Here is a 13,027-nt window from a genome sequence, read left to right on the forward strand (position 1 = left end):
CGCGACCGGATGGCGCACGAGAGCGGCATGGAACTGCTCGTCTATCGCAATCCCGAAGCCGAGCGGCGCGGGATCAATCCGTTCGAGCATGGCGCGCTTCACACCGATATGTGGAAGACCGAGGGGCTGAAGCAGGCGCTCGACCTCCATGGCTTCGATGCCGCCTTCGGGGGCGCGCGGCGCGACGAGGAGAAGAGCCGCGCAAAGGAGCGGATCTTCTCCTTCCGCTCGGCCAATCATCGCTGGGACCCCAAGAATCAGCGCCCCGAATTGTGGCACCTCTACAATGCTCGCAAGGCCAAGGGGGAGTCGATCCGGGTCTTCCCGATCTCGAACTGGACCGAGCTCGACATCTGGCAATATATCCATCTCGAGGGCATCGAGATCGTGCCGCTCTACTTTGCCGCTCCCCGCCCGACCGTGGAGCGCGACGGGCTTCTCCTGATGGTCGATGACGATCGCTTCCGCCTGCTGTCGGGGGAGGAGCCGGTGACGCGCTCGATCCGCTTCCGTACGCTCGGCTGCTATCCGCTGACCGGCGCTGTCGAAAGCGAGGCGACCACCCTCCCCGAAGTCATCCAGGAAATGCTGCTCACCACCACCTCCGAGCGGCAGGGACGCGCGATCGATAAGGATGCTGGCGACGCCAGCATGGAGAAGAAGAAGCAGGAGGGCTATTTCTAATGGACGGGCCCGTTCAGGACAGCGTCTATCGGGTCGACAGTCTGATCGCCGAGGACATCGACGCCTATCTCGACCGGCATCAGCACAAGAGCCTGCTGCGCTTCATCACCTGCGGCTCGGTCGACGACGGCAAATCGACCCTGATCGGCCGTCTGCTCTACGATTCGAAGATGATCTTTGAGGACCAACTTGCCGCGCTGGAGGCCGATTCCCGGCGTGTAGGCACGCAGGGCGAGAATATCGACTTCGCGTTGCTGGTCGATGGGCTCGCCGCCGAGCGTGAGCAGGGCATCACGATCGACGTCGCCTACCGCTTCTTCGCGACCGACAAGCGCAAGTTCATCGTCGCAGACACGCCCGGCCACGAACAATATACGCGCAACATGGTCACCGGCGCCTCGACCGCCGACCTCGCCGTCATCCTGATCGACGCGCGCAAGGGCGTTCTGGTCCAGACGCGCCGCCATAGCTACCTGGCGCACCTGATCGGCATCCGGAATCTGGTGCTGGCGGTGAACAAGATGGACCTGATCGATTATGATCAGGCGAAATATGACGCGATAGTCGCCGATTATCGCGCTTTCGCGACGTCGATCGGCATCAAGAGCTTCACCGCCATGCCGATCTCGGGCTTCAAGGGCGACAATATCTCGCTCCGCTCGGACCGTACGCCTTGGTATTCCGGCCCGACCCTGATCGACCATCTGGAAACGGTCGCGATCGATGCCGACGCCGACCGGGCCAAGCCGTTTCGCATGCCGGTCCAATGGGTCAATCGCCCCAACCTCGACTTTCGCGGCTTTTCCGGGCTGATCTCGGACGGGACGATCAGGCCAGGCGACGCCGTCCGGATCCTGCCCTCCGCCCGTCAGTCGACGGTCACGCGCGTCGTGACGATGGACGGCGATCTCGACGAAGGCGTCGCCGGCCAGTCGGTCACGCTCTGCCTCGCGGACGAGGTCGACTGCTCGCGCGGGGACGTGATCGCGGTCGCGGACGCACCCCCCGAGGCGGCTGACCAGTTCGAAGCGACGATCGTATGGATGGCGGATGAGGAGATGCTGCCCGGCCGCCCCTACTGGCTCAAGATCGGCACGCAGATGGTCACGGCGAGCATCCAGCCGCCCAAATATCAGGTCAACGTCAATACGCTGGAGCATCTGGCGGCCAAGACGCTCGATCTCAACGCGATCGGTGTGTGCAACCTGTCGACCGACCGCAACATCGTCTTCGAAGCCTATGCGGACAATCGCGATCTCGGCGGCTTCATCCTCGTCGACAAATTCACCAACGCGACCGTCGCGGCGGGCATGATCCATTTCGCGCTGCGCCGAGCACGCAACGTCCACTGGCAGGCGACCGACATCACACGCGACAAGCATGCCGCGCTGATGCGGCAGAAGCCCGCCGTGCTGTGGCTGACAGGCCTGTCGGGGGCCGGCAAATCGACCATCGCCAATCTGGTCGAACAGAAACTGCACCGGATGAACCGCCACACCTTCCTGCTCGACGGCGACAACGTGCGCCACGGGCTCAACAAGGATCTCGGCTTCACCGATGCCGACCGGGTCGAGAATATCCGGCGGGTGGGCGAGGTGGCGCGGCTCATGGCGGATGCCGGACTGATCGTGATCACCGCCTTCATCTCGCCTTTCCGCGCCGAACGGGAGATGGTGCGGCAGATGCTGCCCCCGGGCGAGTTCATCGAGGTGTTCATCGACACCAGCCTGGAGGAGGCCGAACGCCGCGACGTGACGGGGCTCTACGCCCAGGCACGCGCGGGCCAGCTCGCCACCTTCACCGGCATCGATTCGCCGTACGAGCGACCCGAACAGGCGGAAATCGTGATCGACACCGCGCGCCTGTCACCCGAACAGGCCGCCGACCTCATCGTCGACCACCTTCTCGACCGGTGAGGGCTGCCGCTGGTCCCGCGCGTGGGGCTGATTGAACGAAGCACGCCACCGGCGCCCCCCTTCGGGTAGCTCTTGGCCGGCGCGAAGAGCGACGCGCCCATGCCGAGGCATTAAGCCTGATTCGCATCCCGCCCGGCGCGGCGCCAGCGCGCGAAGTCGACCACCTGCCGCGCGACCAAGCCGATCTGCGCACCAACCTTAGGGTCGATCGCGGTGCCGTCCTCTTCGAACATCCTGCCTTCCGCGACGAAGCCCGCGCCATAGGGCGTCGGCCAGGCGCGCAGCGCATGCGCCACCGATCGGAGCGCAACGAGCGTTGTACCGCACGCCAGCCAGCCGAAGGCGGAGACAATCGCACCGAACGCACAGCCATCCAGATAGGGGCGATCGTCACGCGCCAGATCCTCGATCAGGTCGAGGGCATTCTTGATCGGGCCGGCGATGCTGCCGTGATAGCCGGCCGACGCCACGATCACGCCATCGCACGCGCGCACTGCGTCGACGAACGCCAGTTCGTCGTCCGTCCGTTCCGTCCGGCCCGGGACATAGAGCGGCAGTCCGGAGATGAGCGCCCCGTCAATCAGGCGCGTGCGCGCGCCCATCGCCGCCGCCGCGTTGAGCGCGCACCGAACCGACAATTCGCTGGTCGAATGAGGACGCGAGGTCCCGCCGATGCCGAGGATCAGGGGCGCGAATGTCTCAGCCATCCTGCCCGCCTAGCCAGCGGACCGGCCCCGCGCAACTCGCCCGCCCCGCGCGGCGGTATTACATGTCAGCCGGACATGAAAAAGCCCCGGAAAACATGACGTTCTCCGAGGCTTGATCTGGTGGGCGTGGCAAGGATTGAACTTGCGACCCCTGCGATGTCAACACAGTGCTCTACCACTGAGCTACACGCCCGTGGGGGGCGCTCCTAACGGAGCGATCGGGATCGCGCAACCATCAAAGATCGGCCGCGCTGCCGATTTGAAACATGCGGTCGACCTCGGCGACCAGATCGCGCAGGTGGAAGGGCTTCGACAGCACCTTCGCCTCGGGCGGCAGCGATCCGTTCTGCAGCGTGACGGCGGCGAATCCGGTGATGAACATCACCCGCATGTCGGGATAGAGCGCGCCCGCGCGCTGCGCGAGTTCGATGCCGTCAAGCTCTGGCATCACGATATCGGTCAGCAAAAGATCGAACCCGCCAAGCTCCAGCTCGGCGAGCGCCGCGATCCCGCTTTCGACCGAGGTCACGGCATATCCCGTCCGCGCCAGCGCGCGCGACAGATATTCGCGCATCGAGCCATCGTCTTCGGCAAGAAGGATACGGACCATCTGGATCTCCGGGCGACCGTTACGGTGCTGCTCCGCAGCGCAATATTACCCAGACGGTAAACAAATTCCAGCTTTGCGCACGGCGCGGCCCCATCCTTGGCAATTGCGCGATTTTTCCTTTTGACCGCGGGCGCATCGGGTTAGCAAACGGGGATGAGCCGGACGGACCAGCCCAGCGAGACATTCACGCGGCTTGGCCCTGCCTCCCCAGCCTCACCGATCATTCTATCGGTCCCGCATGCGGGGCGCGATTATCCGGACGGGCTGATCGCCTCCGCCGCCGTCCCGGCCTCAACGATCAGGGGGCTGGAGGATCGTCTCGCCGACCTGCTGATCGCGCACGCGGTCGACGAGGGCGCGACCGCATTCGTAGCCCGGCTGCCGCGCGCATGGATCGACCTGAACCGGGGCGAGGAGGATCTCCCGCCGGCTCTTCGAAGCGGTGCCGGGAAATCGGCGCCGACGGCCCGCGCACGCCAGGGCCTCGGCCTGATTCCCGACCGGATCGGACGTCAGCCGCTCTGGCGCGTCCTGCCCTCCCCCTCGGAGGCACAAAGGCGGATCGCCGTGGCGCACGGCCCCTATCACGCCGCGATCGCCGCTGCACTGGAAGCGGCCCGGCATCTGTTCGGCTATGCCGTGCTGATCGACTGTCACTCGATGCCGCCGCTCGGCGGGTATCGCCCGGCGCGGATCGTGATCGGCGACCGCCAAGGCCGTTCGGCCATGCCTGGCCTCGGCCTGCGGCTGACGGCGGCGGCGCGCGACATGGGATATGCGGCGGCGCTGAACGCGCCTTATGCGGGCGCCTATACGCTGGAGCGGCACGGCCGGCCGGAAGCGGGCATCCACGCAGTTCAGATCGAGGTGGATCGGACCCTGTATCTCGCGCCGAACATGCGCGATCCCGCGCCGGGGCTCGATCGCGTCCGCGCGCTGATCGCGCGCCTCGCCCGGGAGGCGGCCGCAGTGGCGCAATCGGGTTTCCCGCTCGCGGCGGAATAAAAGAAGCCACCCCGCACTTTCGTGCGGAGTGGCCAAGGTTCAGGGAGGGAGCGCGCAGAGCGCGCTCTGGTCCGACCGTGAAAGGGGGGAAACACGATCGAACAAAACAAAAATAGGTAAGCGGCGAAGAGGTTTCAAGGGCAGGAAAATTTTTTCCCTGCCCTCTTCGAAATCAGCCCGTGATTCCAACCTGCTGCGGCGGCACCTTGCCCTGATCCCACTGCTTGGCGAACAGCTCGTTCATCTGATTGAGCGAGAAGAGATGTGCGTGAAGCACGGTCAGCATCCCGTTCTGGTTCATCTTGCGCAGCTGATCGCCGCGCAGGTCGCGCAGCTTCTGCTCGTTCACCATGCGGAAGCCGCGATAGAGGTAAGGCTGCGGCATGTCGGGATGCTGGATGTTGAACTCGCCATCTTCCAGCACGCCGAGCTGCTCGAGCTCGCGCATGAACTGCCCCGTGCTCTGGGCCGCCACTTCGAACTGCTCGCAATATTTCAGCGTCTCGGTCACGACCTCGGTCGGCTGGCCGTCCTGGAACAGCGGCATGCCGTCCTCGAACGCACCGATCACGCCGGCGCTCGGATCGAAGCAGAGCGACAGCTCCTCCTTGTCCTGGTTCAGCTTCGCGAGCAGCCAAGGATAACGGCGCAGATAGGCCGGCAGATACCCTGCCGAAAAGCTACCGTCCTCGTTCACGAACACGTTGACGCCCTCGTTCAGCGCCATCAGCGCCAGCGGCACCGCGTCCGTCCCCTGCGAGAAGACGATCGGGAAATAACGCTGCGCCAGCGGGAATTCCTCGACCGCCAGCGGCACGGCGTGCACGTTCGAAAGGAAGGACAGGCCCGTCGGGGGGCGAAGCTTCCAGGTGGCGTGCTCGACGCTCGAAAGCGGCACGACATCGTTGTAAAGCATGGGCAGGCCCTGTTGGGGCGCGGCGCTCGCCATCGTCCTAACTCCAATGATCAGTTGTTCCGCGGCAAAAGGACCGCCGGCAGCGGCCGTCTATTGGCTTGCGGCCGTGCGCGCAACCGGCTCGGCGGGGATCAACTTGCCCGGATTCATGATCCAAAGCGGATCGATCGCCCGCTTGATCGCGCGCAAGGTCGCCAGGCGAACCGGATCGACGGTGTCGACGAAGGCCGCCAGCTTGGTCTGGCCGATGCCATGCTCGGCGGAAAGCGTGCCGTCCCACCCGGCGACGAGATCATAGACGAAGGCGGACACCGCCGGCCCATGCGCCTCGATCCAGCCGGGCCGGTCCACACCCGACGGCGGCGCGACATTGAAATGGATGTTGCCGTCGCCGAGATGGCCGAACGCGATCACCTGCGTGCCGGCAAAGCGTGCCTCTACCGCCGGAATGGCTTCGGCCAGAAAGTCCGGCGCGGCGGAGACCGGCACCGCGATATCGTGCTTCACCGCCGGTCCGTCCGCGCGCTCGGCCTCGGACACGGTCTCGCGCAGCTTCCACAGGCTTTCGGCCTGGCTTTCGCTTGTTGCCACCACCGCATCCTCGACGCCCCCCCGCTCCATCACCTCGCCCAGCAGGCGCGTCAGCGTCTCGCGCGGGTCGGGGGCGGATACGGGCGCGGTCGCCTCGATCAGGACGTTCCACGGGGAGGGCCGCGTCAGCGGGCTGCGCGTACCCGCAATGTGGCGCAGCACGAGATCAAGCACGGTGGCGGGCATCAACTCGAAACTCTCGACGGCCTCCCCCATCCCCGCTTCCAGCCGTCGCAGCAGCGCGAGCGCCTGCGCCGGCCCCGAGACGCCGATCCACGCCACCGCCCGCTGCCCGATCGCCGGCACGAGGCGGAGGCTGGCAGCGGTGACGATGCCGAGCGTCCCTTCGGCCCCGACCAGAAGCTGGCGCAAATCGTAGCCGCGATTGTCCTTGCGCAGCGCGGACAGTCCATCAAACCGCTCGCCCGAGGGCAGCACCGCCTCGATCCCCAGCACCAGTGCGCGCATCGTCCCGAACCGCAGCACCTGCGTTCCGCCGGCATTGGTCGAAACGAGGCCGCCGATCGTCGCAGAACCCTTGGCGCCCAGACTCAGCGGGAAGCGCCGCCCGATCCTCTCCGCCGCATCGTGGAGCTGCGACAGTATCACGCCCGCCTCGGCCACCGCGACATTGTCTTCGGGTGACAGCGACCGGATCGTGTTCATCCGCCGGAGCGAAAGCAGCAATGCCGATCCGTCAGCGGGCGGGATCGCTCCGGCGACCATCGATGTGTTTCCGCCCTGCGGCACGATCGGCACGCCGGCGGCGGACGCCACGCGCACGATGTCCCCGACCTCCGCCGCCGTCGCGGGGGACAAAAGCGCCGCGGCATGGCCTGACGTCCGCCCGCGCCAGTCGGTCAGCCACGGTGCGACGGCCTGCGGATCGGCCGTGAACCCTTTTGGCCCCAGCCGTCGTTCGAGGGCTGAGAGCAGGGTTGCATCGGGGCGGTGGGACATGGTGGCAGCTATAGCGGCTCCACGAGGCGCATTGCCAGTTCAGCCAGCGTTCAACCCATACAGGGGACGGGCATCCGCGATGATGGGCATTCTCCGGTGATCCTGCTGCCGCTGACCGCCGCGCTTGCCGCGTCGACGCCTCCTGCGCGCGTTTCCCCGGCCGAGGACATCCAGATCGCGCAGATCTTCCGGTCGCGCGTGGTCGTGCGGATCGAAAGCTGGCGCGCGGGGCGGGTCGCGCCTCAGGAGTTCCGCGAGAAGAAAGGGCCGCGCTGCGTACCCGCTAGCGACATTCTCGGCGCGGCGGTACTGGCGAAGGGCGGGGTCGACTTCGTCCTGCGCGGCGGGGAAAGAATGCGCGCGCGCTTCTCCTCCTCCTGCCCCGGGCTAGATTATTATAGCGGCTTCTACATCCTGCCTCCCGCCGACGGGCAGATCTGCAGCGATCGTGACATGGTCCGCGATCGCGCTGGCGGCGAATGTCCGATCGATCGTTTCCGCCGCCTCGTGCCCGATAAATAGCGCGCTTTTGACCGTTTTGCTTGACAGGACGGCTGCTTTCGTTGCTAGCGCCCGGGGCGACGGCGCCATGTAAGGCGCGCCTTCCGCTCCACGACCGGACGCTCATGACCTTCGCCGATCTCGGCCTTTCCGACGAACTGCTCCGCGCCCTCGAAGATTCGGGCTATGTGGAACCGACGCCGATCCAGGCGGCGGCGATCCCACCCGTCCTGATGAATCGCGATCTGATCGGCATCGCGCAGACCGGAACGGGCAAGACGGCCAGCTTCGTCCTGCCGCTGATCGATATTCTCGCGCACGGCCGCTCGCGGGCGATGATGCCGCGCAGCCTGATCCTGGAGCCGACGCGTGAGCTGGCCGCCCAGGTCGCCGAAAATTTCGAGAAATACGGCAAATATCACAAGCTAACGATGGCGCTGCTGATCGGGGGCGTATCGATGGGGGATCAGCAGAAGGCGCTGGAGAAGGGCGTCGACGTGCTCATCGCGACGCCGGGCCGGCTGATGGATCTGTTCCAGCGCGGCAAGATCCTGCTGTCGGGCTGCTCGACGCTGGTGATCGATGAAGCGGACCGGATGCTCGACATGGGGTTCATCCCCGACATCGAGGAGATCTGCTCGAAGCTGCCCGCCAACCGCCAGACCCTGCTCTTTTCGGCGACCATGCCCGCGCCGATCAAGAAACTGTCCGATCGTTTCCTGTCCAACCCCAAACAGGTCGAAGTCGCGCGGGCTGGTGTCGCCAACGCCGCGATCGAACAGAAGTTGGTCGAAACCACCAGCCGGGGCAAGCGCGAGACGTTGCGCAAGCTGCTCGCCGCCGACGATCTCACCACCGCGATCATCTTCTCGAACCGCAAGACGACGGTGCGCGAGCTGACCGAGTCGCTCCGCCGCCATGGCTTCGCCGCCGGCCAGATCCATGGCGACATGGAACAGGCCGAGCGTCTGCGCGAACTCGATCGCTTCAAGAATGGCGAGATCAACATTCTGGTCGCGTCCGACGTCGCCGCGCGCGGGCTCGACATCAAGGGCGTGAGCCATGTCTTCAACTTCGACGTGCCGTGGCACCCCGATGACTATGTCCACCGCATCGGCCGGACGGGACGCGCGGGCGCCAAGGGCAAGGCCTTCACGCTGATCACGGCCGAAGATGCCGAGGCCGTCGAGAATATCGAGAAGCTGACCGGCCAGAAGATCGACCGCATCGGCAAGGCGCCCACGGCGACTGCCGTCGAGGCCGAGCCGGCGCGCGAGGCGCAGCCCGCGCAGGGGCGGCGCCGTCGTGGCGGCAAGGGAGCGCCCCGCACGGCGGCGGCTCCTGCTCCCCAGGCCGCGCCCGCTTCCACCGCCGCACCCGCCCCGGTCACGCCCCCCACGCCAAGGGCGGAACCACGCCCCGATCGCGGCCCGGCGCAGGGAAGCGGGGGCGCGGATCTGGACTGGAATGGTCCCGTGCCGAGTTTCCTCAGTCAGACCATCCCCGTCATCGGCGAATAGCCGGAGAGGATCGCATCCTGTTCCGACCGGAACGGGAATCCGGCGCCCCTCACCCGATCAGACGCCTCAATCTTTCGATCAGCCGCTCGCGCGCGCTCAGCGCCTCCGCCGCGCGGCCGTGCAGCAGGTCGCGTTCCAGAAAGTGCCCCGTCAGGCGCAGACCGTCGATTATCGCATCCCACCCCCCTGCCCCGCCGGCAATCAGGAAGTCCGGCAGCGGCAAAAGGCGGTCGCGATAGGCTTCTCCCGCCGCGCGGCTGACCGCCCCGCCGCTGCGCGGGCTGACGAAAGCGAGATCCTCGCCCGCGCCGGTCGCGACGCAGGCGCTGAGGTCGAGGCCGAAGCCCAGCTCGCTGAGCAACAGCAATTCATAGCGGACGAGCGCCGTGGCCCAGCCGCGCGCTGTCGGCGCCGCCGCCACGGCGGACAGCACGCCGTCGAGCGCGGCGTGGAGGCGCGGATAAGGCTGCCCTTCGGGGAGCGCGGTGGCGGTCAGCGCGGTCGCCCAGTCGATCGCCGCCGCCGCGAGCGGCTCGCTGAGCAGCATCGCCCGGCTCTCGACCAGTTCGACGGTGAGCGCGGGCAATTGCTCGTCGGTCCGCGCGCGATATTCCGCGCGCACTCGGTTGCCGGCCATCAGCACGGGCCGCAGCCGCCGCGATCGGCCGCCGCGCACATAGCCCGCGAGCAGCCCGTCATGTGGCGTCAGCGTGCGCGCGATCACGCCATGCTCGCCATGCGCGCGCACCGCGCACACGATGGCCTCCGCCTCTACATGCATGTCGTCAGGCCGACCGACGGCATCGGAAGGGAAGCGCCGACTTCATCCCGACGGGTGGAAATGATCGTAGACCGTGCGCGCCACCGCCGCCGACACGCCCGGCGCGCGCATCAGATCCTCCAATCCCGCGCTCCGCACCGCCTTGGCCGTGCCGAAGTGCAGCAGCAGCGCCTTCTTGCGCGCCGGCCCGATCCCCGGCACCTCATCGAGCGGGCTGGTGGTCAGCGCGGCGGCGCGGCGCGTGCGATGCGCCCCGATCGCGAAACGATGGGCCTCGTCACGCAGCCGCTGGAGATAGAACAGCACCGGCGAATTGGGCGGTAGCATCGATTCGCGCCCATCGGGCAGGTGGAAATGCTCGCGCCCCGCATTGCGGTCGGGCCCCTTGGAGATGCCGACTACGGGAATGTCGTGGACGCCCATTTCCTCCATCGTGCGATAGACCGCCGACACCTGCCCCTTGCCGCCATCGATCAGCAGCAGATCGGGCCATTCGCCCGACTTGCGATCAGGATCCTCGCGTTCCAGCCGGGCGAAGCGGCGCTCCAGCACTTCGCGCATCATCCCGAAATCGTCGCCGGCCTTGGTCTCGGGGTGCTTGATGTTGAACTTGCGATATTGCCCCGTGCGGAAGCCTTCGGGCCCGGCGACGACCATCGCGCCGACCATGTTGGTGCCCATGATATGGCTGTTGTCGTAGATTTCGATCCGGTTTGGCGCGGCGTCCAGCTCGAACAGCTCCGCAACCTCGCCCAGCAACTTGGTCTGGGTCGCCCCTTCGGCAAGGCGGCGGTCGAGCGCCTCCTCCGCGTTGCGCGTGGCTTGTGCAAGGATACGCCGCTGCTCGCCGCGTTGCGGGGTCTTCAGCACCACCTTGCGCCCGGCCTTCTCGGCCAGCGCCTCGGCGATCAGTTCCTGTTCGGGCAAGGCGCGGTCGACCAGGATCAGGCGCGGCGGCGGCACCTCCTCGTAGAATTGCATCATGAAGGCGGTGAGCACTTCGTCCTCGGGCACGTCGGCGGTGTGCGTGGGGAAGAAGGCGCGATGCCCCCAATTCTGCCCGCCGCGAATGAAGAAGGCCTGGATGCCGATATGCCCCTGCTTGCAGGCGAGCGCGAACACGTCGGCGTCGTCAACGCCCTCGGCATTGATCGCCTGTGTCCCCTGGATGAAGGTCAGCGCCTTCAGGCGGTCGCGCAACACGGCCGCCAGCTCGAAATCCATCGCTTCCGCCGCCGCCTGCATCTGCGTCGACAGCCGCTTTTGCACCTGGGTCGATTTCCCCGACAGGAACGCCTTCGCATCGTCGACCAGCTCGGCATAGTCCGCCGCATCGATCCGCTCGACGCAGGGAGCCGAGCAGCGCTTGATCTGGAACAGCAGGCACGGCCGCGTGCGGTTGGCGAAGAAACTGTCGGTGCACGAGCGCAGCAGGAACAGCTTCTGCAGCGCGGTCAGCGTCTTGCGCACCGCCCCCGCCCCCGCGAACGGCCCGAAATATTGCCCCTTGGCGCGCCGCGCGCCGCGATGGAGTTGCGCGCGCGGGAAGGCATGATCCTCGCGCAGCAAGATGAAGGGGAAGCTCTTATCGTCGCGCAGCAGCACGTTGTAGGCGGGCCGGAAGCGCTTGATGAGCTGCGCCTCCAGCAGCAGTGCCTCCGCCTCGGTATTGGTGGTGACCACGGTCATGCCACGCGTCTGCGCGACCATCCGGCTCAGGCGCTTCGGTAGGCGCGCGACCTGGACGTAATTGGCGACGCGGTTCTTCAGCGCACGCGCCTTGCCGACGTAAAGGACATCGCCGCGCGCATCGAGCATGCGATAGACACCCGGGCGGACGGGCAGCGTTTTCAGGACGTTGCGGATCGCGGCTATGCCGGCGTCGAGGTCGGGCGCTTCGGCGCCACGCACGGCGTAGGTCGCCTTCTCCTCGTTGAAGCGGTCGGTGGTCTCACTCACATGGGTGATTTAAGGTGCAGGACGGGCGGTTGCCAGCGATCGATGCATGCGCCGCGACGGGAAACGAGATGAACGCAACGACCTGGTGGCTTTTTGTGTGCACGACGGCGGTGATCGCCGCCACGCCGGGGCCCAACATGCTCCACATCATGGCACGCAGCGTCCAATACGGCTTCAGGCGCAGCGCGGTGGCGATGGCCGGCTGCCTCTCGGCGGTCATTCTGTGCGTGACGGCGTCGTCGCTCGGGCTCGGCGCACTGCTCACCGCATCGCGCCCGCTTTTCGAAGCGTTGCGTTATATCGGCGTCGCCTATCTGCTGTGGTTGGCATGGAAGAGCTGGACGGCGCCGGTCGGCGATCTGACAGGCCTGCATCCGGACATTCCGGTGGCGTCGCCCGGCGCGGGCATGCTGTACCGCACCGCGTTGTTCACGGGGCTCAGCAACCCCAAGCTGCTGATCTTCTCGGGCGCGTTCTTCCCGCAGTTTATCCGTCCCGATCAGCCATGGGGGCCGCAGTTCGGGATCCTGGTCGCGACCTTCGCGGTGATCGAGGTCGCCTGCTACGTCGCCTATGCGTTTGGCGGGCGTCAGCTCGCGGCGTTCCTGTCGGGCGCCCGCCGCCGGCGCGCGTTCAACCGCGCGACGGGCATGGTGTTCGGTGCGTTCGGGATCGGGCTGCTGGCCTATCGCGTCTGAACCGCGCGCGGCCGGCGCCTTAGTTGAGGCGCTGGCCCAGGCTGGCGATGGTGCGATCGATCAGCGCCTTGTCGGCGTCCGCGTCGTGACGCTCGGCGATCAGCGCGGCGGCGGCGCGCGCGGCGGCATCGGCCGCCTTGGCGCGTACCTCGGCGATCGCGATGCGTTCGGCAGCCGCG

General features: G+C 66.9%; 12 protein-coding genes and 1 tRNA gene. 6 read left to right on the top strand and 7 right to left on the bottom strand.

Annotated features, from left to right (window positions below; all coding sequences use genetic code 11):
- The coding region (cysD, locus tag ACOJSF_RS00130; protein WP_420140216.1) for a sulfate adenylyltransferase subunit CysD at window positions 1-684 on the top strand (684 nt) is incomplete at its 5' end.
- Entirely contained in the window at window positions 684-2,600 is a 1,917-nt protein-coding gene (cysN, locus tag ACOJSF_RS00135; RefSeq protein ID WP_420140217.1) for a sulfate adenylyltransferase subunit CysN, read from the top strand. The genes cysD and cysN, both read left to right, overlap by 1 nt.
- A 110-nt stretch (window positions 2,601-2,710) precedes the next feature.
- Here cysN and ACOJSF_RS00140 read toward each other — a convergent pair whose 3' ends face one another.
- The 3 genes from ACOJSF_RS00140 to cpdR form a co-directional block, all read right to left on the bottom strand.
- Window positions 2,711-3,307, bottom strand: coding sequence for an NADPH-dependent FMN reductase (locus ACOJSF_RS00140; protein WP_420140218.1), 597 nt, complete (start codon window positions 3,305-3,307; stop codon window positions 2,711-2,713).
- Window positions 3,308-3,425: 118 nt separating this feature from the next.
- Window positions 3,426-3,500: transfer RNA gene (locus tag ACOJSF_RS00145), tRNA-Val, on the bottom strand.
- Window positions 3,501-3,542: 42 nt separating this feature from the next.
- Complete coding sequence (gene cpdR, locus ACOJSF_RS00150; RefSeq protein WP_420140219.1) at window positions 3,543-3,917, bottom strand: cell cycle two-component system response regulator CpdR; 375 nt, start codon at window positions 3,915-3,917, stop codon at window positions 3,543-3,545.
- A 153-nt stretch (window positions 3,918-4,070) separates the two neighbouring features.
- Between cpdR and ACOJSF_RS00155 the strand changes: the two genes are divergently transcribed.
- The gene (locus ACOJSF_RS00155) at window positions 4,071-4,922 is read left to right on the top strand and encodes an N-formylglutamate amidohydrolase (protein WP_420140220.1); all 852 of its coding nucleotides are present in this window, start codon (window positions 4,071-4,073) and stop codon (window positions 4,920-4,922) included.
- A gap of 172 nt (window positions 4,923-5,094) precedes the next feature.
- On the opposite strand, the gene ACOJSF_RS00160 is transcribed toward ACOJSF_RS00155, so the two are convergent.
- Both ACOJSF_RS00160 and ACOJSF_RS00165 read right to left on the bottom strand, forming a co-directional pair.
- On the bottom strand, window positions 5,095-5,838 hold the full coding sequence (locus ACOJSF_RS00160) for a SapC family protein (protein ID WP_420140221.1): 744 nt from the start codon (window positions 5,836-5,838) through the stop codon (window positions 5,095-5,097).
- 90 nt (window positions 5,839-5,928) lie between these two features.
- Entirely contained in the window at window positions 5,929-7,389 is a 1,461-nt protein-coding gene (locus tag ACOJSF_RS00165; RefSeq protein ID WP_420140222.1) for an FAD-binding oxidoreductase, read from the bottom strand.
- A gap of 96 nt (window positions 7,390-7,485) precedes the next feature.
- On the opposite strand from ACOJSF_RS00165, the gene ACOJSF_RS00170 reads away from it, so the two are divergent.
- Together ACOJSF_RS00170 and ACOJSF_RS00175 are read left to right on the top strand one after the other, a co-directional pair.
- The gene (locus ACOJSF_RS00170; protein ID WP_420140223.1) at window positions 7,486-7,911 is read left to right on the top strand and encodes a hypothetical protein; all 426 of its coding nucleotides are present in this window, start codon (window positions 7,486-7,488) and stop codon (window positions 7,909-7,911) included.
- 104 nt (window positions 7,912-8,015) lie between these two features.
- The gene (locus ACOJSF_RS00175) at window positions 8,016-9,410 is read left to right on the top strand and encodes a DEAD/DEAH box helicase (RefSeq protein ID WP_420140224.1); all 1,395 of its coding nucleotides are present in this window, start codon (window positions 8,016-8,018) and stop codon (window positions 9,408-9,410) included.
- Between the two features lie 49 nt (window positions 9,411-9,459).
- Here ACOJSF_RS00175 and recO read toward each other — a convergent pair whose 3' ends face one another.
- Together recO and uvrC are read right to left on the bottom strand one after the other, a co-directional pair.
- Window positions 9,460-10,191 (bottom strand): DNA repair protein RecO, encoded by a 732-nt coding sequence (gene recO, locus ACOJSF_RS00180; protein WP_420140225.1) that lies wholly within the window; start codon window positions 10,189-10,191, stop codon window positions 9,460-9,462.
- 42 nt (window positions 10,192-10,233) lie between these two features.
- Complete coding sequence (gene uvrC, locus ACOJSF_RS00185; RefSeq protein ID WP_420140226.1) at window positions 10,234-12,150, bottom strand: excinuclease ABC subunit UvrC; 1,917 nt, start codon at window positions 12,148-12,150, stop codon at window positions 10,234-10,236.
- A 68-nt stretch (window positions 12,151-12,218) separates the two neighbouring features.
- On the opposite strand from uvrC, the gene ACOJSF_RS00190 reads away from it, so the two are divergent.
- Window positions 12,219-12,848 carry a LysE family translocator gene (locus tag ACOJSF_RS00190; protein WP_420140227.1) on the top strand — a complete coding sequence of 210 codons (630 nt, stop codon included), beginning with the start codon at window positions 12,219-12,221 and terminating at the stop codon, window positions 12,846-12,848.
- Window positions 12,849-13,027: the final 179 nt, after the last annotated feature.

It is taken from the genome of Sphingomonas sp. (assembly GCF_048594985.1).
Taxonomy (GTDB): Bacteria; Pseudomonadota; Alphaproteobacteria; order Sphingomonadales; family Sphingomonadaceae; genus Sphingomonas_I.

What these genes read in the sequence shown, in the direction of transcription:
- cysN (WP_420140217.1), top strand. Translation starts at nt 684, where the DNA reads ATGGACGGGCCCGTTCAGGACAGCGTCTATCGGGTCGACAGTCTGATC.
- recO (WP_420140225.1), bottom strand. Translation starts at nt 10,191, where the DNA reads ATGCATGTAGAGGCGGAGGCCATCGTGTGCGCGGTGCGCGCGCATGGC.
- cpdR (WP_420140219.1), bottom strand. Translation starts at nt 3,917, where the DNA reads ATGGTCCGTATCCTTCTTGCCGAAGACGATGGCTCGATGCGCGAATAT.
- ACOJSF_RS00175 (WP_420140224.1), top strand. Translation starts at nt 8,016, where the DNA reads ATGACCTTCGCCGATCTCGGCCTTTCCGACGAACTGCTCCGCGCCCTC.
- ACOJSF_RS00160 (WP_420140221.1), bottom strand. Translation starts at nt 5,838, where the DNA reads ATGCTTTACAACGATGTCGTGCCGCTTTCGAGCGTCGAGCACGCCACC.
- ACOJSF_RS00165 (WP_420140222.1), bottom strand. Translation starts at nt 7,389, where the DNA reads ATGTCCCACCGCCCCGATGCAACCCTGCTCTCAGCCCTCGAACGACGG.
- ACOJSF_RS00155 (WP_420140220.1), top strand. Translation starts at nt 4,071, where the DNA reads ATGAGCCGGACGGACCAGCCCAGCGAGACATTCACGCGGCTTGGCCCT.
- ACOJSF_RS00140 (WP_420140218.1), bottom strand. Translation starts at nt 3,307, where the DNA reads ATGGCTGAGACATTCGCGCCCCTGATCCTCGGCATCGGCGGGACCTCG.
- ACOJSF_RS00190 (WP_420140227.1), top strand. Translation starts at nt 12,219, where the DNA reads ATGAACGCAACGACCTGGTGGCTTTTTGTGTGCACGACGGCGGTGATC.